The sequence below is a fragment of the Streptomyces sp. NPDC002734 genome (assembly GCF_040295685.1).
GTDB lineage: Bacteria > Actinomycetota > Actinomycetes > Streptomycetales > Streptomycetaceae > Streptomyces.
Map to the genome: position 1 here is coordinate 20,767 of NZ_JBEOVU010000036.1, position 23,495 is coordinate 44,261.

Sequence of the window (23,495 nt, forward strand, 5' to 3'; positions counted from 1 at the left end):
GGCGTTCACGCGCGTCCGCCTTCCGCGTCCGGGCCGTCGACCAGGGCGGGGATCTCCTGCGTGGCGAACCACAGCAGGTCGTGCTCGTCGGCGAGGTCCACGGTGTTCTGCGCGTCGACGTCGTCCTTGTCGGCGGCGTCCAGCGCGGCCGCGGCGGCGGTGACGTCCTGCTCGGCGCCCTGCGCGTCGACGTGCACGGAGGCGGCCTTGGCGAGCCGCAGGGGGCCGGGGACGAGGGCCTCGCCCATCTCCTCGGGGGCCAGGTCCACGGCGCGGTCGGCCACGTCCACGGCGACGACGACGCGGCGGCGGGGCGCGGCCGGGTCGGCGGCCAGCAGGCGCAGCGAGGCGTGCGCGGCGAGGCCGAGGGCGGCGTACTCCAGTTCCTCGGAGTCCTGCGACTCGTACCAGTCGCTCAGCGCGGGGGTGGCCGCGTAGGCGGTGACGCGCTCCCCGCCCAGCTCGCCCGTCCGGTACGCCTCGGCGAGCCCGGGGAGGGTCAGGGGTACGTAGACGCGCATGCGGGCCGCCGCTTTCGGTCGGGGACGAGTGGTCAGCTCAGGATACGTGCGGCGTGCGGGGACGGTCCCCTTTCGGGGTGGCGGCGGGGGCGTGGGGAGAGCGCGCGGCGGCACGGCCGGGAGGCGCGGGGGCGGCCGTCCGCACGGGCCCGGCGGGGGCGGGCGATTGGGCCTGATAGGTGAATCGCGGGGGCGGTCGTGGGCCTCGTGTCGGTCTTTGCCCGGCGGTGAGGGCGGCTCTACAAGATCCACAGCGGGGTTACTCGCCGGTATGTCTCTCGCGGAACGGGGATGTGTTCGTGAACAAGGTCATGACGAGGGTGCGCAGCGGTGGGGCCGGGGAGCGGCCCGGGGGCACGGTGGTGGCGCGGCGGCGGCCGCCGGGGCGGAGGGACGCGCGGCGGCCGGGGGGTGGGGGCGGGTCCGGTGTCACCGCGCGGGAGGGGGCGGGCGCCCGGGCCGGCGGGGTGCCGCGGCGGGTCGCGCCGCCGTCCGACCGGCCGACCGACGTGTTCGCGGAGCGGCTGGTGGGGGTGCTGAGCGGGCAGCTGCCGGTGCACTCGATGCTGCGGCACACGGTGGGCCGCGCGTACGACGACCTGGCGCGTCTCGCGGAACGGGGGGTGCTGCGGACGCGGGGAGGGGTCCGGCCGGTGGTGCGGGACATCGGGTACTACGTGGCGCGGGCGGGGGCGCTCGAGGTGTTCGTGCGGGTGGGGGCGGGGGAGAGGGTGCGGGCGTTGGCCTTCCGGCTGGAGAGGGGGGAGGACCGGCGGTGGCGGTGCGTGGCGATCGACGCGGGGCCGTGACGCCGCCGGTCCCCTCCGCCGGGGCCTGCCCCCGGGGGGCCTTCCGGTTCCCCCGGGGTGGGTGCCCGTACCTCGCCCTCGGCGGCGTGCGGCGCCGCCTGTGCCTCTCTGCGGGGCCTGGGGGCCCGTTGGTGTCCTCTGCCTCTCCGGGCGGCTCAGCCACCCCCCTGCGGGCGGCTGGGCCGCCCAGGGGGGCGGCACGGGCGGGCGCGGGTCCCAGCCTTGGGGGCGAGCGGCTCGCAGCACCCTGCGTAAGCCGACGGTGCCGTACGCACGGGACCCTTGCCGCAGTGCGGCCCGAGGCGTAGGCCCCGGTGGGCAGCACTGTCTTGTTCCCCCGACCCGCCCCCTTCCCAGGAGGGACCTGAGGTTCCGGGGAGCGAGCCGCCTCGTGGGGACGTGAGGCCCTGCGCCCACCCTCCCCCAGACTTCGTCCGGGGGGACCCCCATCGCCCCAGCGGCACGATTGCCCGCAGGGTGTGGTGGGAGATGCTGCCTCGTGTGCCGGCAGGGTGGTGGGAGGTGCTGCCCCGTCTGCTGGTGGGGTGCGGAGGCGGAGGCTTCGGCTGCCCGTTGGGCGTGGTGGGGGATTCCGTCGCTCGGGCCTGGGGGACCTCGTGCTCGTGTCAGAGGGACTTGAGGGCGGCGGTGGTGGCTCGGGTGAGGGTGGGGAGGTGGGACTTGGGGAGGCGGGGCTGGCGGAGGATGACGGTGCGCCAGTAGAGGGGGCCGGTGATGAGGTCGAGGGCGATGTCCTCGTCGAGGCCGCGCCGCAGCTCGCCCCGCTCCACCGCCGCCGCGAGGATCCGCAGGGCCACGCTCTCCTGGCCCGACCGCACCGCCTTGCGCAACGCCTCGTCGATCTCCGGGTTGCGGGCGGCCTCCGCCTGCAGGTCCGGGATGATCTGCGAGGCCACCGGGTGCCGCAGCGCGCGGGAGGTGAACTCGTACAGCAGCCGCAGGTCCGTCTCCAGGGACCCTGTGTCCGGCGCGGGCAGCCCCTCGACGGCCAGCGCGGAGACGATGTCCAGGACCAGGTGCAGCTTGCCCCGCCAGCGCCGGTAGACCGCCGTCTTGCCGACCCCGGCCCGGCGCGCGATCCCCTCGATGGAGGTCCGCGCGTACCCGACCGCCGCGAGCTCCTGGAGCACCGCCGCGCGGATGGCCTGCGTCACGTCCTCGCGCAGTACCGCCGCGCCGGCCGGCGTCCTGCGGCGCGGCGCGGAGTCGCCCCCCGCGGAGGCCGCAGCGCCCGCGGAGCCCGCGGCGCCCGCGGCGCCCGCGGTCCCGGCGGCCTCGGCGGTCCCGGCCCCGGCGGCCCCAGCGGCTTCGACGGCTTCGGCGTCAGTCATGCGATCCAGCATAGGGCGAAGACGTCGTGACGACGGGACGGTTGCGTTGCGACGTGTTCCCGGCCTAGGCTCAGGCCGCGCGGACGACGATACGGTCCCGTTCCGTCGTAACGTCGCCAACACTCCCGCTCGACGAAAGGCCGCGGATGTGAGCCAGGTTCTCGACGCACCGCACGCCGCCGGTCCGGCGGTTCCCGACCACGGGGACCTTCCGGCGCTGGCCGCCCGGCACGGTCTCACGGTCAGCGGGGCCCGCCCGACCCTGACCGGCTACGTACGGCAGCTCTGGGCGCGGCGGCACTTCATCACCGCCTTCTCCACCGCCAAGCTCACCGCCCAGTACAGCCAGGCCAAGCTGGGACAGCTCTGGCAGGTGCTGACGCCGGTGCTGAACGCCGCGGTGTACTTCTTCATCTTCGGCGTCCTGATGGGCACCTCCCGCGGCATTCCGGACTTCGTGCCCTTCCTGGTCACCGGCGTGTTCGTGTGGACGTTCACCCAGTCCTCGCTGATGACCGGCACCCGCGCGATCGCGAGCAACATCGGCCTGGTCCGCGCGCTGCACTTCCCGCGGGCCTCGCTGCCGATCTCGTACTGCCTCCAGCAGCTCCAGCAGCTGCTGTTCTCGATGGCGGCGCTGGCCGTGATCCTGCTGATCTTCGGCGTGCCGGTGGCCTGGTCCTGGCTGCTGGTGGTGCCGGCGCTGATCCTGCAGTTCGTCTTCAACGCCGGTCTGGCGATGGTGCTGGCCCGCCTCGGCGCCCACACCCCCGACCTGGCGCAGCTGATGCCGTTCGTGCTGCGCACCTGGATGTACGCCTCCGGCGTGATGTTCAGCCTGACGCAGGTGGCGCAGCGCACCGACCTGCCGGGCTGGGTGTTCAACATCCTTCAGTGGAACCCGGCGGCGGTCTACATCGACCTGATGCGGTTCGCGCTGATCGACAGCTTCACCGCGAGCCAGCTGCCGGACCACGTGTGGCTGATCGCCGGCGGGTGGGCGCTGCTCGCCGGCCTCGGGGGATTCGTTTTCTTCTGGAAGGCTGAGGAGACCTACGGCCGTGGCTGAGCAGCGGATGGACCTCAAGGACGCAACCGGGGAGCGGATCCCCACGGTGGTCGTCGACCATGTGGACATCGTCTACAAGGTCAACGGCGCGGGCGGCGGACGGGGCGCGGCCACGGCGGCGCTCAGCCGGATCGTGCGGCGCAAGGAGAAGGTCGAGCGGGCCGCCGGGGTGCGGCGGGTGCACGCGGTCAGGAACGTGACGTTCGTGGCGCACCGCGGTGAGGCGATCGGGCTGATCGGCACCAACGGTTCGGGCAAGTCCACCCTGCTGAAGGCGGTGGCCGGGCTCCTGCCGGTGGAGAACGGGCAGATCTTCACCGACGGCCAGCCTTCGCTGCTGGGCGTCAACGCGGCGCTGATGAAGGACCTCACCGGCGAGCGCAACGTCCACCTCGGCGGGCTCGCCATGGGGATGTCGCGCGAGCAGATACGTGAGCGGTACCGGTCGATCGTCGACTTCTCGGGGATCAACGAGAAGGGCGACTTCATCACGCTGCCGATGCGGACGTACTCCTCCGGCATGTCGGCGCGGCTGCGGTTCTCCATCGCGGCGGCCAAGGACCACGACGTGCTGCTGATCGACGAGGCGCTGGCGACCGGCGACAAGAAGTTCCAGAAGCGCTCCGAGGCGCGGATCCGCGAGCTGCGCAAGCACGCGGGCACGGTGTTCCTGGTCAGCCACAACAACAAGTCGATCCGGGACACCTGTGACCGGGTGCTGTGGCTGGAGCGGGGCGAGCTGCGGATGGACGGCCCGACCGAGGACGTCATGCGGGAGTACGAGAAGTTCACCGGCAAGTAGCGGCAGACAGGGCGCGCGTACGCGGCGTGCTGCGGAGGGGCGGTTCGGGGCGTGTGTCCCCGGACCGCCCCTTTGCGCTGCCCGGCGTCGGCCGGTGATCTCAGATCTTGCTCAGGGATCGCGGCGGGGAGGCGCCCGCGCCGTGCGACGGACCTACGCTCGGGCTCTTCGACGAACGGGGGGAATGCGATGCGAGGTCGACGGGGTGCCGCGGTGGTGGTGGCGGCGGTGGTGGCGGCCGTGGCGGGTGCGGCGGGGTGCACCGCGGAGACGTCGTGGGGCGACGGGAGGGAGCTGCCCGCGGCCGCGGACGGTGGACCGGCCCCCTCCGGGCCCGCGGCCGGGCGGGAGCCGTCTGCCGGGCAGGAGCTGCCGGCCGGACAGGAGCCGGTGCCGGAGCAGGAGCCGGCGGAGGCGTTGGAGCACCGGGGGGACGCGAGCCTGGCGTACCCGTCCGGGCGGGCCGGGGACGCCCTCACGCTCACCCTCTCGTGCCGGGGCGACGGGACGGTCGAGGTGCGGGTGCCCCGCGTCGGTACGACCGTCCCGAGCCGGTGCCACGACGGGAAGGTCACCGGGTACGAGCACCGGATCGGGGTCGAGGGGGCGGAGCGCGCCGGCACCGCCGTCGTGACGGCTCCCCCGGAGGTGGAGTGGACGCTCACCGTCACCCGTACCGTGCCGGCTACGTCTCCCTGATCTCGTCGAGGGAGCGCCGCATCGCCTCCCGGGACCTCAGTTCTCCCTCAACCTTCCGGCTGGTGCCGGTGTTCGCGCGGACTTGTGGATCTAGGGTCGGGCCGTTCGACAGCTGAGGGGAGAAGCGTGATGCGTGGTCGGTGGGGTGCGGCGATGGTGGCTGTGCTGTGTGTGGCGGGGTGTTCCGGTTCCGGTGAGCCGTCGCCCGGCACGGCGTCGGAGCAGGTGGCGACGGCGCCCTCGGAGAGCGACGCGGCGGAGCCTCGCCAGGAGGAGGTGCCGCAGTTGGCACTGCCCGACAGCGGGAACGGAAGCAAGGAGTACCCGCGAGCGCGTCCGGGGGACGTGCTGAACGTGGGGATCACGTGCCGGGGCGTCGGCAGGGTGGATGTGTGGCTGCCACGCGTCAAGAAGGTGGTCTCCGGCGAGTGCAGGGACGCAAAGGTGGCCCAGTACCGGCAGCAGTTCTCCGGCGAGGCGGCGGAGCGCTCCGGGACCGCCGTCGTGACGGCCCCCGACACGGTGGAGTGGCTGCTCGTGGTGGGGCGCACGCAGGCGGCACCCGAGGAGTAGGGGAAACGGCCGAGCCGGCCGTCCCGCGGGGCGGAACGGCCGGCTCGGCTCCGGTGCGGCGACGGCCGGGGTTACGACCGCAGGGCCGGGGTTACGACCGCAGCAGGGTGCGCATGGTGCGCATCGCGACCGACAGGTTGGCCAGGTCGAAGCTGTCGGAGCTGTGGATCTCGTCCAGCGTCGTGCGGGCCCGGTTCAGGATCGCGGCGTGCTGTCCCTGCCACGCCTCGAACCGCTGCTCCGGGGTGTCGGAGGGCTCGCCGGCCGCGAGGATCTCCGCGGTGAGGGCGGCGTGCGCGGCGTACAGGTCCTCGCGGATGGAGGCGCGGGCCATGGACTGCCACCGGTCGGCGCGCGGCAGTTCGAGGATGCGGTCCATCAGCTGGGTGATGCGCAGCCGGTCGGCGAGGTCGAAGTAGACCTCGGCGACCTCCAGCGGGTCCCGGCCGATCCGGTCGGCCGTCGCGACGATGTCCAGCGTCGGGAAGGCGGAGGAGAACCCGGCGACCTGCGAGGCCAGTTCCTCCGGCACGCCGGCGCCCGCCAGTTCGTCGTGGATGTGCTGGTACCAGGCCTGGTCCGCGCCGCGCAGCAGCTTGGGCAGGTGGCCCCAGATCTGCTCGACGCCCTCGGCGAAGAACTCCACCGTCTCGGCGATGGCCAGCGGCTGCGGCCGGTTGTTGAGCAGCCAGCGGGTGGCACGCTCGACCAGGCGGCGCGAGTGCAGCCGGATCCGGGTGAGGACGGCCGCCGCGACCCGGTTGTCCAGCGCCTCCACGGCGTCCCAGACGCGGCCGCAGTGGAAGATCTCCCGGGCCACGGTGTGCGCCCGCACCACTTCCTCCAGCGACGCCCCGGTCTCCTCGCGGAGCCGGTGCAGGAAGGTGGTGCCGCCGGTGTTGACGGTGTCGTTGACCAGGACCGTGGTGACGATCTCGCGGTGCAGGGGGTGGTTGTCGATCTGCTCCTGGAACCGCTCGCGCAGCGCCGCCGGGAAGTAGGCGTGCAGCAGGCGGCGCAGGTACGGGTCGTCGGGCAGGCCGGTGCCCACCAGCTCCTCGGCCGCGGTGATCTTGGTGTAGGCCAGCAGCACGGCGGTCTCGGGGCCGGTGAGGCCCTGCCCGTGCTGGAGGCGCTCACGGATCTGCCGGTCGGTGGGCAGGAACTCGATGGCCCGGTCCAGGCGGCCGGAGCGCACCAGGTGGCGCAGGAAGCGCTGCTGCGAGGGCAGCATGTCGTGCGCCTGGGCGGCGGCGTTGCCCAGCGCGGTGTTCTGCGCGTAGTTGTTGCGCAGGACCAGGTGGCCGACCTCGTCGGTCATCTCGGCGAGCAGCTTGTTGCGCTGCTTGACCGTCATGTCGTCGGCGGTGACCAGCCCGTTGAGCAGGATCTTGATGTTCACCTCGTGGTCGGAGGTGTCCACGCCCGCGCTGTTGTCGATGGCGTCGGTGTTGACCTTGCCGCCCTCGCCGCCGTGGCCGGACTGCGCGTACTCGATGCGGCCGAGCTGGGTCAGGCCCAGGTTGCCGCCCTCGCCGACGACCTTGACCCGCAGGTCCCGGCCGTCGACGCGGATGGCGTCGTTGGCCTTGTCGCCGACGTCCGCGTTCGACTCGGTGGAGGCCTTCACGTAGGTGCCGATGCCGCCGTTCCACAGCAGGTCGACGGGCGCGCTCAGCACGGCCTTCATCAGCTCGGCCGGGGTCATCTTGGTGACGCCGGAGTCGATGCCGAGGACCTCGCGGATGTGCTGGTTGAGCGGGATCGACTTCGCGGTGCGGGGGAAGACGCCGCCGCCCGGGGAGAGCAGCTTGGTGTCGTAGTCCGCCCACGAGGAGCGCGGCAGCTCGAACAGGCGGCGGCGCTCGGCGTAGGAGGTGGCCGCGTCCGGGGTGGGGTCGACGAAGATGTGCCGGTGGTCGAAGGCGGCGACCAGGCGGATGTGCTCGCTGAGCAGCATCCCGTTGCCGAACACGTCGCCGGACATGTCGCCGACGCCGACCACGGTGAAGTCCTGCGACTGGGTGTCCACGCCCAGCTCGCGGAAGTGGCGCTTGACGGACTCCCAGGCGCCGCGGGCGGTGATGCCCATGCCCTTGTGGTCGTAGCCGGCCGAGCCGCCGGAGGCGAACGCGTCGCCCAGCCAGAACCCGTAGGCCTGGGCGACCTCGTTGGCGATGTCGGAGAAGGTGGCGGTGCCCTTGTCGGCGGCGACCACCAGGTAGGTGTCGTCGCTGTCGTGCCGCACCACGCCCTGCGGCGGCACGACCTCGCCGCCGACCAGGTTGTCGGTGATGTCGAGCAGCGCGGAGATGAAGGTGCGGTAGCAGGCGACGCCCTCGGCCATCCAGGCGTCGCGGTCCACCGATGGGTCGGGCAGCTGCTTGGCGACGAAGCCGCCCTTCGCGCCGACCGGCACGATGACGGTGTTCTTCACCATCTGCGCCTTGACCAGGCCGAGGACCTCGGTGCGGAAGTCCTCGCGACGGTCCGACCAGCGCAGACCACCGCGGGCGACCTTGCCGAACCGCAGGTGGACGCCCTCGACGCGCGGCGAGTACACCCAGATCTCGAAGGCGGGGCGCGGCGCCGGCAGGTCGGGGATGGCCCGCGGGTCGAACTTCATCGACACGTAGTCGTGCGGCCGGCCGTCGTCGGTCAGCTGGAAGAAGTTGGTCCGCAGGGTCGCCTTGACGACCGTGAGGAAGGACCGCAGGATCCTGTCCTCGTCCAGCGAGGCGACCTGGTCCAGGGCGCCGTCCAGCTCCTCCAGCAGACCCTCGACGATCTCCAGGCCGGCGCTCTGCCGCTCCGGCGACAGCCGCGCCTCGAAGAGCGAGACCAGCAGGCGGGTGGTGTGCACGTTGTCGCGGAGGGTGTCCTCCATGTAGTCCTGCGAGAACGTCGACCCGGCCTGGCGCAGGTACTTGGCGTAGGCGCGCAGCATCATCGCCTCGCGCCAGGTCAGACCGGCGCTCAGCACCAGGGAGTTGAAGCCGTCGTTCTCGGCGCGGCCGGTCCAGGTCGCGGCGAAGGCGTCCTGGAACCGCTCGCGGGCGTCGTCGCCGCCGAGGAACTCCCCGGCCGCGGTGAGCGCGGTGCGCGGCAGGCGCAGACCGAAGTCGTAGATCCACGCGCCGGTGATGCCGTCGTGGCCCTCCGGGCAGCGCAGCTCGTAGGGGCGCTCGTCGGTGACCTCGACGCCGAGCCGGGTGAGGACCGGCAGCACCTCGGACAGGGAGACCGGGGCGCCGTGGCGGTAGATCTTGAAGCGGCGCTCGCCGGGCGCGGCGCCCACCGGCTCGTAGAGGCTGAGCGCGAACTCCTCCTCGACGCCCGCGGTGGTCAGGTGCTCCAGGCGGGCGATGTCGGAGACTGCGGCGCGGGGCGTGTGGTCGGCCTTGTAGCCCTCGGGGAAGGCGTTGCCGTAGCGGCGCAGCAGTTCGGCGGCGCGCTCCTCGCCGAACTCGGCGTGCAGCGCCTCGGCGAAGCCGTCGGCCCAGGAGCGGGCGGCCTCGGCGAGCCGGCCCTCGATGCGCTCCTTGTCGGCGTCCGACAGGTGCGGCAGCTCGGTGCCGAGCGGCACACGGACCACGAAGTGCAGCCGGGAGAGGATCGACTCGGTGTTCCAGGCGGTGAAGTCGACGCTGGAGCCGCCGAGTTCCTCCTTGAGGATGTCGATGATCCGCAGCCGCACGGCCGTGGTGTAGCGGTCGCGCGGCAGGTAGACCAGCGCCGAGTAGTAGCGGCCGTACTCGTCCTGCCGCAGGTAGAGCCGCAGCCGGCGGCGCTCCTGGAGGTAGAGGACGGAGGTGACGATGGAGCGCAGTTCGTCGGCGGGCGTCTGGAACAGCTCGTCGCGCGGGTAGGTCTCCAGGATCTGGAGCAGGTCGCGCCCACCGTGGCTGTTGGGGGAGAAGCCGGTGCCGGACAGCACCTCGGCGACCTTGCGGCGGATCACCGGGACGCGGCGCACCGACTCGGTGTAGGCGGCCGAGGAGAACAGGCCGAGGAAGCGGCGCTCGCCGACGACCTCGCCGTTCTTGTCGAACTTCTTGACGCCGATGTAGTCCAGGTAGCTGGGCCGGTGCACGGTGGCGCGGCTGTTGGCCTTGGTGAGGACCAGCAGCCGGTGCTCGCGGGCCTTGTCGCGGGCGTCGGCGGGCAGCCGCTCGAAGGACGGGCCGGCCGGGTCCGCGCCGCGGTCGCCGTCGTGCTCGTCCCCGCCCGCGCCCTGCTGCGGGTCGGAGCGCAGGATGCCCAGGCCGGTGCCGGGGACGGCGACCAGGGTGTCGTCGTCGACGAGCTGGTACTCGCGGTAGCCGAGGAAGGTGAAGGCGTCGGCGGACAGCCAGCGCAGCAGCTCGCGGGCCTCCTCGATCTCCTCCGTGGGCAGGTCGGAGGCGAGGGGCTCGGCGGGCAGCTCGTCGGCGATCCGCAGGGCCGCCTCGCGCATCTTCTCCCAGTCCTCGACGGCCTCGCGGACGTCGGACAGGACGCGCTGGAGGTCCGCGGTGATCTGCTTGAGGTCCTCGCGGTCGGTCTCGCGGTCCATCTCGACGTGGATCCACGACTCGACGTACGCGTCGTGCGGCAGCTCGACGTCCGAGCCGACGGGGGTGTCGAGGACCTCCAGGAGCTTGCCCGTCAGGTCGCGGCGGACCACGACCTGCGGGTGGACCACCAGGTGGATGCCGCGGCCCTGGCGGGAGAGCTCGTTGGTCACCGAGTCGACCAGGAACGGCATGTCGTCGGTGACGACCTCGACCACGGAGTGGCTGCTGGTCCAGCCGTTCTCCTCGACGGTCGGGGTGTGCACGCGCACCGCGGCCGTGCCCTGCGGCCGGTTGCCGGCCAGCCGGTAGTGGGAGTACGCCGCGCCCAGGACGTCGACCGGATCGCGGTCGGTGAGGTCCTCGGGCGCCGTGTGCAGGTAGTAGCGCTGGAGCAACGACAGCACGGCGGCCCGGTCGGGGCTCCTTCCGCCCTCGTCCGTGGCCCCGGCCGGAAGACGTCCTCCGGCCGGGCTGTTCTCAGCTACCCGGGCCGCCCTCTCGAGCAGCTCGGCCTTGGCTTCGTCCAGCTTGGTCTGCATTGTTCCTTGGCTCCTGTCGCGCGCCGTTGCGTGACGTCGATGGGAAGTCGGCCGGTTGGGCCGAGGTGTTTCCGGCAGTACGTCTTGACGCCGGCCGGTGGAGGCAAACAGCGTCGGTCGCTTCCGACGCTATGCCTGGAGCGGGGACGCGCGTGGGGAATCCAGCCATGCGCGACGTCGATGTCGCGGCCTCCCCGGCCCCTTCGGAAATATCAGCGAGCGGCGCCCGGTCCCGGGTGTCCACCGGGTGCTCCGGGCGCGATGCGAGGGCTGGTGCGCCCGCGCCGGCTATCGCGCTGATCACGCCACAAGGCTATATGCCGGTGAGAGGGGGCCGTCATGAGCCGTATGTGTACAAAACAGGGGGTGCTATTTTGCCGGTCCGCACAGCGCCGGGAAGTGGGGCGGGGCGGTATGGGGGCGCCTTCGGCGCGGGCTTCGCTCAGCCGGGCGGCGGGCCCTGGGGCGTCGCCGTCGGCGCGTGGCCGGCGCCGCGGGAGGCCGGGCCGGGCCCCTCGTGCGGTCCGTCGCCGCGCCCCGGGGTGAGGCGCGCCAGCCGTACGCAGGACAGGACGGCGGCGGCCACCAGCAGGCCGTTGCGGACCGCCATCACCAGGCAGCCGGTCCAGGTGCGGGCGACGACCTCGTCGTAGAGGACGGGATAGGCGAGCGCGCTGACCGCCGTCGCCGCCACGACGAGCAGCGCCACCGGCCGCTGGGCCGAGCGCCGCAGGGTCAGGCACACCGCGGACAGGCCCAGCAGCCAGATCATGTACTGCGGGCTGATCACCCGGCTGGTCACCGTGAGCAGCAGGACGGCCGCCAGTGGGGCGTCGTGGGTCAGGGCCGGGTCCCAGCGGCCCTGCGGGGCGGCGGCGCGGGCGGCCGCGCGGGTGGCCGCGCGGGTGGCGCCGACCACCCGCAGACGCCACAGGACGATCAGCGCGAAGGACGCCGCCGTCAGCGTCAGCGAGGCCGCGGCCACCACCCCGACGCCCGGGCCGACCAGCTCCATCGCCCCGTACTGGTACCGCACCCGCCCCGGCCAGCCGGCGTGCGAGGCGAAGGAGAGCAGCGTGCCGCCGAGCGACTCGATCTGCACGCCCCGCCCGCCCTGCTGCCGGACGAAGGAGAGCGCGTCGGCGAACAGCGAGGCGAGCAGCGCGAGGAGGGTGACGGCGGTGATCCCGGCGGAGGTCCAGGCCCGCCGGGTGGTGTGGCCGGGCTCGGTGCCGGCCAGCACCAGCGCCGGCCACGCCTTGGCCAGCGCGCCGAGCGCGGCCAGCGCGCCGCCCAGCCGGGGCAGGCGGCGCACCACGAGCAGCGCGAGCACGGCGAGCGCGGTGACCTGCACGTCGAAACGGGCCAGCGGGAGGTGCAGGAGCAGCGGGAGCCCCGCGGTCCACAGCAGCGCGCCGAGCAGGCTGCGCTCGCCGTCGCCCCGGGCGTGGCGGGTGAGGCCCGTCCGGACCAGGGCGGCGGCGACGGCGGCGTCCGCGGCCAGGGTGAGCGCGGTGAACGCCCACGGGTAGGGCAGCCGGGGCAGCAGCAGCCCCGGCAGCAGCAGGGCGGCGCCCGCGCCGGGCGGGTACTGCCAGAGCGGGTCGCCGGAGGGGTAGGAGCCGTCGTCCAGGGTCTCCCGCCAGCGGGTGTAGAGCCGTTCCGGTTCGTGCGTGACGCCGCCCGCGCCGAGCCACGGGAGGTGGTCGTGGGTCAGCAGCCAGAGCATCACGGCCCGGGTCAGCAGCCACAGGAGGGCGAGTGCGGCGACGGCCGCGGCGGGGCGGACGCGGCCCGTCGCGGACCTGGTCACCGGCCGACCCGGGCGAGGACCTCGCCCGTCTCCCTGCTCCAGGCCACCACGACCGCCTCCTTCGGGGGCTTCCGCCAACGGGTCAGCAGCAGCCAGCGAACCTGGTAGCGGCGGACCACGGCCTCCCGCCCGGCGCGCCCGGTGGCCGGGTCCAGGTAGCGGGCGGTGGCCTCGGTCCGCCGGCCCTGTTCCGCCTCGCCGAGCGCCGGGTCCGGCCAGGGCGGCGCCACCAGGTCGACGCCGTACCCCGGCAGCAGACGCGGCGCGAAGTAGCCGTCGGCCAGCAGGGTCTCGCCCCGGCCGATGTGCCGGGCCGCCCAGTCGTACGAGGGCCAGCGCGGCGGCTGGTCGAGGCGGCTCCAGGGGACGAGGGCGCCCGCGTGCACGGTCAGCAGCCCGCACACCGCGCCCGCCACGGCCGCCGTGCCCAGCGCCTTGCGCCACCGGGACCAGGGGCGCGGCGCGGCCAGCTCCACGGCCAGGGCCAGCTGGAGCGGGAGCAGGGCGGGGCCGAGCAGGCGGGCGTACGTCCAGTGACCGCTGTACCAGCCGTACGCCAGGGCCGCGCAGTCCAGCAGGAACAGCAGCGTCAGCGGGTCGCGCCAGGGACGGCCGGCCCTGCGCGCCCGCACGGCCAGCGCCGGGACGCCGAGCACGACGGCGAGCCAGAAACGCTCGGGGATGCGGTCGTAGAGCTGGCGGTGCATCACGTCCAGGCTGCGGTCCCCGGCCAGGGCCAGCACGTCCGCGTACGGCCAGGCCACCGCGAGCGCGAACGCGACGGCGGCGGCCGTCGCCCAGCGCCCGAGCAGCGCGGGGGCCAGGTTCCGCGGTGACGCGGCGACGAAGGCGACGGCGCCGAGGGCGGCGGCGACGAAGGTGACCGGGTGGGTCAGCAGGATCAGCCCGTACAGGGCGCCGAGGGCGGCGTAGCCGGGGAGGCCGGGGAGGCCGCGGGGGCCGACGAAGCGGATGCCGGGGCGGTTGCCGGTGCGGTTGCCCGTGCCGGGGCTTGTGCGGGTGCCGGTGCCGGTGCCGGGGCCGGGGCTTGTGCGTGGGCCGGTGCCGTCGGCGGCGTGGGCGCGGGTGGCGGTCAGGGACCAGGCCCAGAGGGTCGCGCCGAGGGCGAAGGCGGAGGGGTAACCGGCGTGCCCCGTGGAGGACATCAGGTTCAGGAACCCGCTCCACCAGGCGCGTTCGGTGCCCCACAGGAGGGTGACGGCGAGGAGGGCCCACACGGGCGCCCACGGGCGGGGGGTGAGGGCGCGGACCAGGCGGTTCAGGCCGGTGAGGAGGACGGCCAGGTTGAACGGGGTCGCCAGACGGACCGTCTCGATGCCGTTCAGGCCGGTGAGGCGGGCGAAGGCGCCCTGGGCGAGCGCGTAGGGGGAGTAGTAGGGGTTGCCGTCGCCCGGGAGGTCCACCAGGGGGTGGCGGGGGTGGAACAGCGACTCGCGCAGGCGCTCGACGACGGCGGCGTGCTGGCCGTAGTCGCAGCACATCGGGACCCGCCAGGAGGCGAGGGTCAGCACGAGCCAGGCGAGGCCGCCGAGGACGGCGTAGGGGGAGGGGTGGCGGGGACGGAAGCGGCGGGAGGCGGTGGAGCCGTGGGGGGTTCTCGTCCCCTTGAGGGGGCGGGTGGTGACGGTCACGTCTTTCCGCCCCCGGGGGAGGGGGAGTCGGTGGTGCCGGTGCCGGTGCCGGTGTCCGTGGGCTTGGTGCGGGGCTTGCCTCTGCGCTTGCGGAGCAGCTTGCCGGTGCGGGGGGCCTTGCCCTTGTCCGGGGCTGCGTCCGGTGCCGGCGGGGAGGCCAGGTGGGCGAGGGTGGCCGGGGGGTTATGGGTGGCGGTGGTCACGGTGAGGCGCGGCGCGCGAGGGCTCGCGGGTGCGGGTTCCGCGACGGCGGGAGTCCCGGCGGTGCGGGCTTCGGCGGCGCGGGGTGCGGGGGGTGTGCCGGTTGCCGGCGGCGCGGTGCGGGGGGCTGACGCGGCGTTGTGCGAACCGTCGCGTGCGAACTCGCCGCCTGCGCCCGCCCTCCCCCAAGCTCTCGACTCCTCCCCCGAGCTCTCGGCTGCGCTCGAGCAGGGGGGACCCCCATGAGCAGGGGGTGCCCCCATCGCCCCTTGGGCGGCCCAGCCGCCCGCAGCAGGGGCGAGGGTGGCGGGAGCAGGGTCCGGTGTGTCGGTCGGGGCCGAGCGGGGGGGCCACAGGGCGGGCCTGGGGGAGAGGGAGCCGGAGGCCGGGTGGGGGAAGCGGAGGGGGATGCTGGTGGGGGAGAAGGGGCCCTGGCGGGTGGTCAGGGACTCCAGGAGCAGCGGGAGGCCCACCACCGGCAGGAGCCAGGCGATCACGATGAGGCGGCCGCCCCAGATGCCCATGTCGGGGTGCGCCGCCTGGGTCAGCACCCCCGTGCCCGCCGCGCCGACCAGGAACACGCCGAAGGCGGGACGCCTGCGCAGCGCGCCCCACGCACCGGCCGCCAGCGCCGCGGCGAACAGCGGCTCCCACAGCTGGCGGCGGGTCCACTCCACCCAGAAGTTGAGCTCCAGGTGCGCGAACTCCCGCCACGGCGCCGCCCGGTCGGGCCGCTGGAAGTGGTCGGTGAGCAGGTCCTGCACGCTGTCCGTCATGGACGGGTGGTCCAGCGCCCACGCGGCGACCACCGTGGCCAGCGCGCCGTACGCGGAGGCCGCCGCCACCGAGACCACCCCGCGTCCCACCGGCCGTGCGCGCCGCAGCCGGCGCAGGGCGACCGCCGTGCCCGCCGCGGCCAGGCACGCCCCGAGGAACAGGGCCTGCGAGTGCTTGACGGTGAACAGCGCCGCCAGCGACAGCGAGACCAGCATCGTGCCCGTCCAGCCACGGCCGCGCAGCGCCAGCGCGCAGCCCCACAGGGCGGACAGGGTGAACAGGAGCAGCAGTCCCTCGGTCATCGGCCGCATCGCCGTCACCCCGCAGGGCAGCGCGTAGAACAGCGCCTGGCCGGTGAGGGCGAGGGTGCGGCGGACCCGCAGCGAGCGCAGGACCAGGAAGGCCAGGATCCCGCACGAGGAGGTGATGGTGACGCCCGCCGCCCACAGGCCCCACTTCACGCCGAAGGTGGCCACGAACGGGACGAGGAACGCCGGGTAGCCGGGGCGGACCTCGAAGATGCGCTGGAACCGCTCGGACATGAAGGGCGTGGTGTGCCCGCCGGTCTGCCCGGCCTTCAGCCGCTCGTCGACGGTCCGCCAGTGGTCGGAACGGCAGGTGGAGGCGACGTCCCGGGCGGGCGAGGCCCGGTGGAAGCGCTCCACGTCGACCTTCTGGTCGCGGCGGGCCACGGAGGCCTGTCCGGCGCAGGCGTACTCGATGGTGACGCCCGCCGCCTCCCGCTTGTCCTGCCCCAGCAGGCTCATCGTGTACGAGAGGTAGTTCTTGGTGTCGGGGGTGTCCCGGCCGCTGACGTTGGCGAGCTGGAGCACGGCGAAGACGGCGGCCAGCAGCAGTACCCAGCCGCGGGTGCGGCGGGGGCGCAGGGCGGCCAGCGGGGAGGCGGCGGCGCTCATGACCGCTGGAGGAGGTCGTCGCGGCCGGCGGCCGGAGCGGGCAGGGAGGCGGAGCCGTCGGCGGCGGACCCGGCGGGGGCCGGGGTGGCGTGGGCCGGCATCGGCTCGCCGAGCATCAGGGTGCGCACCACCCGCTCGGCGGCCCTGCCGTCGTCGAACTCCCCGTACACGGCCCGGAAGCGGGCGCGTCGCCGGGCGGACCGCTCGTCGCGCCAGGCGTCGCCGGCGAAGAGCTCGGCCAGCTCCTCGTAGCCGCGGGTCACGTGGCCGGGCGGTTCGGCGGTGACGTCGAGGTAGAGGCCGCGGCTCGCCGCGACCGCGGCCCGGTCGCCGGCGTGCACGACGACGGGCCGGTCCAGGTTGACGTAGTCGAACATCAGCGACGAGTGGTCGGTGACCAGGACGTCGGAGGCGAGCATCAGATCCTCCACATGGGGTTCGTCGGTGGCGTCGACGAGGACGCCCCGCCGGTGCAGCTCGGCGAGGGAGAGGCCGCGGGCCGGGCCGTCGGCGAGCGAGGGATGGAGGCGGACCACCAGGGTCCGCCCGGGGCCGAGGTCGGCGGCGAGACGCGCCGGGTCGAACGGCTCCGTGTGGCCGCCGCGGACGTGGTCGCGGCGGGCCGGGGCGTACAGCACCACGGTCTGCCCGGCGGGGATGCCGAGGCGGGCCCGGGTGGCCGCGCCGCGGGCGGCGTCACCGCGCACCAGCACGTCGTTGCGCGGGCTGCCGGTGCGCAGCGAGGTGAAGTGGCAGGGATAGGCGCGCTCCCAGACCCGCTCGGAGTGACGGTTGGCGACCAGGCTCCAGTCCCAGAGGTCCGCCCTGCGCAGCATCCGCGGCACGTCCTGCCCCAGCCGGGCTCCGGGCTTGGTCAGCAGGTCGGCGCCCTGGTACTTCAGCGGGGTGCCGCGGTGGGTCTGGATGTGCACGCTGCCGGGGCGCTTGACCGGCATCCAGGGCCAGGGGACGTCGTTGACGAACCAGGTGGCACGGGCCTGGAGGGCGAGGTGCCGGGGTGAGCCGGGGGTCACGTGCTCGATCCCGTCGGGGACCTGGTGGGCGTGTTCGGGGCGCACCACCCACACGCCGCGGACGTGCGGGGCGAGTTCGCGGGCCGCCCGGTGGATCGCCGCCGGGTCGCCGAGCACGCCGCGGTGGTGGAACGAGGAGTACAGCGCGAGTTCGGGGTCCAGGCCGCGGCGGCGGTGGGCGAACTGCAGGACGCGGCCCGCGCGTTCGGCGGTGATTCGGCGCGCGCGGCGGGCCGTCCCGGCGGCGCGGCGGCGGATCGCGGCCGTCTGCCGGGTCAACCGGTAGGCGGCGTAGGGGCGTTCCAGTACGCGCAGGGCCGGGTCGGTGACGGTGCCCGGGGGCCGCAGTTCGCGCAGGAGGCCGGCGGTGGCGCGGAAGAACTCGGCCTTGGCGGAGGGCGGCAGGCGGTCCGGCTTGCCCAGCACGTCCAGGCAGTGCTCGCCCGCCCGCCGGTGCAGGTAGGGCTTCCACGCCTCCAGTTCGGGGTGTTCGTCGACGAAGGCGAAGACCCGGTGGTACTGCTCGTGCAGGTCGAAGTGCTTGCGGCTGGTGGTGGAGAGGATCGAGCCGGTGGGCCGCTGGCGGTAGCTGAGGCACACGCGGTCCAGGGCGGCGATCCGCCCGGCGGTGAGCAGGACCGGGAAGGTCCAGGGGGTGTCCTCGTAGTAGCCGGGCGGGAAGCGGAAGCCGTGCTGCTCGACGAACGCGCGGCGGTAGGTCTTGTTCCAGACCACCATGAGGAGTTCGAGGATCTCGGGGTGCTCGGCGGCGGTGAAGACGTCGCCGGGCGCCGGGGCCGCGCCGGTCTCCGCGAGCACGTGGGCGAGGGCGTTGCGGCGGATGCCGCCCCACCAGTGGGCCCGGACGTAGTCGAAGACGAGGACGTCCGGGTCGCCGGTCTCGTCGAGGCGGTCGGCGATCGCCTGGAGGGCGCCGGGGGTGAGGGTGTCGTCGCTGTCCAGGAAGAGGAGGTGGTCGCCGGTGGCGTGCGGGAGCGCGGCGTTGCGGGCGCGGCCGAGGCCGACGTTCTCCGTGAGGTGGAGCACCGTGATCCGGGGGTCGCGGGCGGCGTACTCGTCGAGGATCTCGCCGCTGCGGTCGGGGGAGTGGTCGTCGACGGCGATCAGTTCCCAGTCCTGGTGGGACTGGGTGAGGACGGAGTCGAGGCACTCGCGGAGGAAGCCCTGTACGCGGTGGGCGGGGACGATGATGCTCAGGCGGGGCGGCACGGGTCAGTTCCTCACGGGGGGTGCGGTGCGGGGGTGGGGCGCGTTCGCCGGGGCCGGGGGTGCGGCGCGGGGGGCCGGCGCGGCGGGCGGCGAGGCGTCACGCGAGTCCTGACCGTCTGCGCCCGCGGTCGGCACGCGTCGCCGCTCGGGTGGTGCGGCGGAGGGGGCCGGGGTGCGGGAGGGGAGAGGGGTGACCGGGGGGAGGGCGGCGGGAGGTTCGCCGAGGAGGACGTGGCGGACCACGCGTTCGGCGGCGTGGCCGTCGTCCCAGGGGCAGAAGCGCGCGCGGAAGGCGGCGCGCAGGCGGGCGGACTCCGCGGAGGTGTGGGCGCCCTCGGCGAGGAGGCGGTACAGCTCCTCCGAGGTGCGGGAGACGGGACCGGGGGGCGAGGCCAGGAGGTCGAAGGTGACCCCGCGGGTGGCGCGGTAGACGTCCAGGTCGGAGGCGTGGACGACGATCGGCCGGTCCAGGTTGGCGTAGTCGAACATGATGGACGAGTAGTCGGTGACCAGCATGTCCGCCGCCAGGCAGACGTCCTCCGCCGAGCGGTGCGAGGTCACGTCGATCACCCGCGGTGAGGCGGTGGCGCGTTCGTGTCCGGCGCGGTCGTGGAAGTAGTGGGCCCGCAGCAGCACCACCGCGTTCTCCCCGGCCGCCTCGGCCAGCCGCTCCGGGTCGAGGAGGCCGTCGTGCGCCGCGTCGAAGCCGTCGGCGTGGTCGCGGTGGGTGGGGGCGTACAGGACGGCCGTGGCGCCCTCGGGGACGCCGAGTTCCCGGCGGATCCGGGCCACGTCCCGCGCGGTCGCCGTGCAGTACACGTCGTTGCGCGGATAGCCGTACTCCAGCGTCGTGTGCCCGCCGGGGAAGACCCGCTCCCAGGTCTCGGTGGAGTGCGGGTTGGAGGACAGGTTGTGGTCCCAGCGCTGGACGCGGGCCAGCAGCTTGGCGAAGCTCCCGGTGGCGGCGGCGACCACCGGGTGGGCGGCCTGGTCGAGGCCCATCCGCTTCAGCGGCGTGCCGTGCTGGGTCTGGAGGTGGACGGTGCCGGGGCGCTTGACGACGGCGTCGGCGAAGTTGGCGTTGGAGACGAGGTAGGTGGCGCGGGCCAGCAGCTCCCAGTACGCACGCGTGCCGATCACGGCGTGCTCCACGCCGGGCGGGAGCGTGGGGACGGCCTCCGGCTCGACGAGGAAGACCCCCCGCAGGTGCGGGGCGAGTTCGCGCGCCTTGGCGTGGATCGCCGCCGGGTTGCAGGCGTAGCCGCGGCCCCAGTAGGCGCAGTACACGACGAGGTCCGCGTCGAGCGGGCGGCGCAGCGCGCGGCGGTAGTGCAGGCGGGTGCGCAGCCCGCGCAGCGGAGCGGGCAGGACGGCGAGGGCGCGGAGCCGGCCGGCCACGCGGTGGGCGGCGCGCAGCAGGCGGAACGCCGGGTGGCTGCCCGCGGCGAGCAGCCGGTGCTGGACGCCCAGGCTGCCGCGGGGCGGACGGAACCCGGCGGGCCGGTGACGGCGGTACAGACCGGCCGCGGCGGCGAAGAAGGCGCGGCGGTCGGCGGCGGGCAGGCGGCGCGGGTCGGCGGCGGTGCGCAGGACCAGCGCGAACAGGTCGGCGAAGAGCGGCCCGGTCCGGGCGGCGGGCAGTCCGGCCGTGCGGCGCAGCAGGTCCCCGGCCCGGTCGAGCAGGTCCCGGTGGTGCGGCCCGGGCTCGTTGAGACGGCTGCCCTGGCGTCGCACCCGGTGCTCGACGACGGTCCGGCGCAGCACCGCGATCCGGTCGGCGGCGAGCAGTGCGGCCGGGGTGAAGGACAGGTCGGTGTACCAGCCGTCGGCGAAGGCGAGGCGGTGGGCGGCGACGAAGGCGCGGCGGTAGGCGGCGCTCCAGGCGGGCAGCCGGACGCCGGTGAGGGCGGGGACCTCGGCGGGGTGGAACGGCCCGTCGGGGGCGTGCTGTTCGGGCAGCCGGGGGCCGGGTCCGGGCGGCCGGGCGGGGGTCCACCAGGGGGCGCGTTCGTGGCCGAGGACCAGGACGTCGGGGTCGCCGGCGGACGCGAGCCGGGCGGCGACCGCGTCGAGCGCGCCGGGGGTGAGGACGTCGTCGCCGTCGAGGAACAGCACGTAGTCGCCGCGCGCGGCGGCCAGTCCCGCGTTGCGGGCCGCGCCGAGCCCGGCGGAGGGCGGGGAGAGCACGGGACGCAGGGGCGGGTCCTGGCCGGCACGCGTCGCGAGGACGTCGGCCTCGGGGGCGTGGGAGCCGGCCGGGCCGTCCAGGACGACGATCACCTCCAGGTCGGGCCGGCGCTGGCCGGCGACGCTGTCCAGGGCCTCCGCCAGACGGTGGGCGGTGCCATGGGCGGGGATCACGACGGAGAACCGGGGCATGGTTCGCGCGCCTCCTCTTCGCGGTGGTTCGCGGGTGGGCGTCTTCCCGGGGCGGTGCGGTGCGGGGCCGGGCGGTACGGGGCGGGTGTGCGGGGTGCGGGGTGTCAGCGGCTCGCGTGGGGTCGGTTCGCGTGGGGCCGGTTCGCGTGGGGTCGGCTCGCGGCGGGGCGTTGCGCGGCGGGGTGGCGGCCCACCACGGGGCGGTGGCCGTGGTGGGGGCCCGGTGGGCGCCCCGGTGGCCGCCAGGTGGAGGGGCGGGTCGGGGTCGGGCGTGACGTGGGCATCGGCGGCGTTCCCCTCAGTGCTGTTCCGCCAGGCCGTAGCCCGCGGCCGGCCGTGCGGCGGGCAGGGCGGCGGGGCCGGTGCAGGCCGTGCCCACCGGGGCGGCCGCGGGGGCCGGGCGGCGCTCGGCGGGCGGGGTCACCGCGGGCAGGCCGGCGCTCTCGCCGAGGACCACCCGCCGCACCACCCGCTCGGCGACCCGCCCGTCGTCGTAGGGGCAGTGCCGTTCGCGGAAGGCCGCGCGCAGTTCGGCCTGGGCGGGGCCGTCACAGGCCCCGGTGACCAGCAGCCGGGCCAGCTCCGCGGTGTCCCGGGCGACCGCGCCCGGCACCTGGACGGGGTACAGCCCGCGCACCGCGTCCAGCGCGGCCCGGTCCGGGCCCCAGAGGACCACCGGCCGGTCCAGCGCGGCGAAGTCGGCGATCAGCGGGGAGCAGTCGGTGAGCAGGACGTCCGCCGCCAGGCAGAGGGTGGCCGCGGGCGCCGCCGTGCGGGACACGTCGATCACCCGGCCGGGCGGATAGGTGCCGGGGTCGGGGACGGCGGTGAGCAGCACGAACCGCTCGCCGAGCCGCCGCGCCAGTTCCTCCACGTCCAGCGAGGGCTGCGGGTGGGGGCGCGGGACCGGGGCGTACAGCACCGCGGTGCGCTCGGGCGCGACGCCCAGCAGGGCGCGCCCGCGGGCGACGTCCTCGGCGGTGGCCCGCTGGTAGGCGTCGGTGCGGGGGCGGCCGAACTCGAGGGTGGTGTACCGGCCGGGGAAGCCGCGTTCGTGGACCAGCGTGGTGTGGGCGTCGCCGGACAGGCACAGGTCCCAGGTGTCGACGTCGGCGAGGACGGCGTCGACGTCGGGCCGGGCCGCGTCCAGTCCGGCGCGGGTCAGCGGCAGGCCGTCGAGGGTGTGCAGCAGGACCTGCCCGCGCCGGGGGCGCACCGGGCGGCCGAAGCCGGTGTCGGTGACCAGGTAGCGGGCGCGGGCCAGCGCCGTCCACCAGGCGAGGGAGTCCGGGGTGAGGCGGGAGGTCTCCGGCGGCACGGTGTCGGCGAGGGCGCGCGGGGCGGCCCAGGCGGTGCGGGTGCGCGGCGACCACATCCGGAACGCGGTCTCCAGCGCGCCCGGGTCGCCGCCGTAGGGCGCGGCGCCGTCCCCGGCGGTGAAGAGCGCGAGGTCGCGGGTGGGCAGCAGTCGCTGCACGGCGTAGTGGGCGCGCAGCAGGAGCGCGCGGGCGGCGCGGAGGGCGGCGCGGGCCGGACGGCCCGCGCGACGGGACGCGGCCAGGGTGAGCCGCAGGGCGCGCCAGAGCGGGACGCTGCCGCTGCTGATCACCAGGTGACGGCCGCGTGCGCGCAGCCCGGCGGGCGGCGGCCCCGGCACACGGTGGCGGCGGTGGTGGTCGCGGGCGCGGCGCAGGAACTCGCGGTGGGTGCCGGGCGGCAGCCGGTCGGCGCGCTGGAGGACGGTGACGTAGTGGTCCGTCATGCGCTGGAACAGCGGTCCGCGCCAGTGCGCCAGGGCGGGCCGGGCGTCGAGGAAGGCGAAGACCCGGTCGTACTGCGCGAAGACGTCGAAGTGCTGCCGGCCGGGAGTGCCGAGGATGTTGCCGAGGCGGCGCTGGCGGTAGTGGAGGCAGACCCGGTCCAGGGTGGCCAGGGAGGCGGCGGCCAGCAGGGCCGGGTAGGTGAACGGGGTGTCCTCGTAGCAGCCGTCCGGGAAGCGGAGCTTCTCCCGCTCCACGAAGTCCCTGCGGTAGGCCTTGTTCCAGACGACCATCAGCAGGTCCAGCAGCCCGGGCCTGTCGTCGAGCAGGAAGGGCGCGGGACCGTCCTCGCGCAGCTCGGCGGCGAGCCGGTTGCGCACGGCGGTGCCGTCCAGGTGGAGGCGGGCGTAGTCGTAGACCAGCACGTCCGGGTCGCCGGTGCGCTCCAGCCGCTCGGCGATCGCCCGCAGGGCGTGCGGGGTGAGAGCGTCGTCGCCGTCGAGGAAGACCAGGTAGTCGCCCGACGCCCTCTCCATGCCCGCGTTGCGGGCCGGTCCGAGCCCGGTGTTGCGCTCCAGGTGGACGGGGCGGACCCGGTCGTCGCGGGCGGCGAACTCGTCGATGATCGCCCCGCACCGGTCCGGGGACCCGTCGTCGACCGCGATCAGCTCCAGGTCCGTGTACGACTGCCCCAGCACCGACTCCAGGCAGGAGTGCAGGTACGCCTGGACCTGGTACGCGGGCACGATGACACTGAACCTGGGCAACGGCACATCCAGGGGGTGACGGGGGCGGTCGGGCTCGGGCGCCGG

The 23,495-nt window shown here is 74.9% G+C and carries 13 protein-coding genes and 1 pseudogene; 5 read left to right on the forward strand and 9 right to left on the reverse strand.

Features of this window, described 5'->3' with window-relative positions:
* Positions 1 to 5: 5 nt before the first annotated feature.
* Complete coding sequence (locus ABT026_RS26610; protein WP_351117680.1) at positions 6 to 521, reverse strand: DUF6912 family protein; 516 nt, start codon at positions 519 to 521, stop codon at positions 6 to 8.
* Between the two features lie 299 nt (positions 522 to 820).
* Here ABT026_RS26610 and ABT026_RS26615 point away from each other — a divergent pair, with 299 nt between their 5' ends.
* Positions 821 to 1,330: an Rv3235 family protein gene (locus ABT026_RS26615; protein WP_351117681.1), complete on the forward strand. Its 510-nt coding sequence runs from the start codon at positions 821 to 823 to the stop codon at positions 1,328 to 1,330.
* A gap of 626 nt (positions 1,331 to 1,956) precedes the next feature.
* Here ABT026_RS26615 and ABT026_RS26620 read toward each other — a convergent pair.
* On the reverse strand, positions 1,957 to 2,682 hold the full coding sequence (locus ABT026_RS26620; protein WP_351117682.1) for a TetR/AcrR family transcriptional regulator: 726 nt from the start codon (positions 2,680 to 2,682) through the stop codon (positions 1,957 to 1,959).
* Positions 2,683 to 2,830: 148 nt separating this feature from the next.
* Here ABT026_RS26620 and ABT026_RS26625 point away from each other — a divergent pair, with 148 nt between their 5' ends.
* From ABT026_RS26625 to ABT026_RS26640, 4 genes are all read left to right on the forward strand, one after another.
* Positions 2,831 to 3,751: an ABC transporter permease gene (locus ABT026_RS26625; RefSeq protein WP_351117683.1), complete on the forward strand. Its 921-nt coding sequence runs from the start codon at positions 2,831 to 2,833 to the stop codon at positions 3,749 to 3,751.
* 7 nt (positions 3,752 to 3,758) lie between these two features.
* Entirely contained in the window at positions 3,759 to 4,553 is a 795-nt protein-coding gene (locus tag ABT026_RS26630; protein ID WP_351117722.1) for an ABC transporter ATP-binding protein, read from the forward strand.
* Between the two features lie 189 nt (positions 4,554 to 4,742).
* Positions 4,743 to 5,252, forward strand: a complete 510-nt coding sequence (locus ABT026_RS26635) for a hypothetical protein (RefSeq protein ID WP_351117684.1) — start codon at positions 4,743 to 4,745, stop codon at positions 5,250 to 5,252.
* A gap of 153 nt (positions 5,253 to 5,405) precedes the next feature.
* A complete protein-coding gene (locus tag ABT026_RS26640; RefSeq protein WP_351117685.1) occupies positions 5,406 to 5,825 on the forward strand; it encodes a hypothetical protein in 420 nt (139 codons plus the stop codon).
* Positions 5,826 to 5,916: 91 nt separating this feature from the next.
* On the opposite strand, the gene ABT026_RS26645 is transcribed toward ABT026_RS26640, so the two are convergent.
* From ABT026_RS26645 to ABT026_RS26675, 7 genes and pseudogenes are all read right to left on the reverse strand, one after another.
* Positions 5,917 to 10,920, reverse strand: coding sequence for an NAD-glutamate dehydrogenase (locus tag ABT026_RS26645; protein ID WP_351117686.1), 5,004 nt, complete (start codon positions 10,918 to 10,920; stop codon positions 5,917 to 5,919).
* Between the two features lie 442 nt (positions 10,921 to 11,362).
* The gene (locus ABT026_RS26650; protein WP_502968058.1) at positions 11,363 to 12,733 is read right to left on the reverse strand and encodes a glycosyltransferase 87 family protein; all 1,371 of its coding nucleotides are present in this window, start codon (positions 12,731 to 12,733) and stop codon (positions 11,363 to 11,365) included.
* The gene (locus ABT026_RS26655; RefSeq protein ID WP_351117687.1) at positions 12,730 to 14,385 is read right to left on the reverse strand and encodes a hypothetical protein; all 1,656 of its coding nucleotides are present in this window, start codon (positions 14,383 to 14,385) and stop codon (positions 12,730 to 12,732) included. Before ABT026_RS26655 ends, ABT026_RS26650 begins: the two co-directional genes overlap by 4 nt.
* 650 nt (positions 14,386 to 15,035) lie before the next feature.
* A pseudogene (locus ABT026_RS26660) lies at positions 15,036 to 16,280 on the reverse strand (hypothetical protein); the annotation flags it as partial.
* The gene (locus tag ABT026_RS26665; RefSeq protein WP_351117688.1) at positions 16,277 to 18,544 is read right to left on the reverse strand and encodes a bifunctional glycosyltransferase/CDP-glycerol:glycerophosphate glycerophosphotransferase; all 2,268 of its coding nucleotides are present in this window, start codon (positions 18,542 to 18,544) and stop codon (positions 16,277 to 16,279) included. The pseudogene ABT026_RS26660 and the gene ABT026_RS26665, both read right to left, overlap by 4 nt.
* Before the next feature lie 3 nt (positions 18,545 to 18,547).
* Positions 18,548 to 20,923 carry a bifunctional glycosyltransferase/CDP-glycerol:glycerophosphate glycerophosphotransferase gene (locus ABT026_RS26670; protein WP_351117689.1) on the reverse strand — a complete coding sequence of 792 codons (2,376 nt, stop codon included), beginning with the start codon at positions 20,921 to 20,923 and terminating at the stop codon, positions 18,548 to 18,550.
* Positions 20,924 to 21,221: 298 nt separating this feature from the next.
* Positions 21,222 to 23,450 (reverse strand): bifunctional glycosyltransferase/CDP-glycerol:glycerophosphate glycerophosphotransferase, encoded by a 2,229-nt coding sequence (locus tag ABT026_RS26675; protein WP_351117690.1) that lies wholly within the window; start codon positions 23,448 to 23,450, stop codon positions 21,222 to 21,224.
* Positions 23,451 to 23,495: the final 45 nt, after the last annotated feature.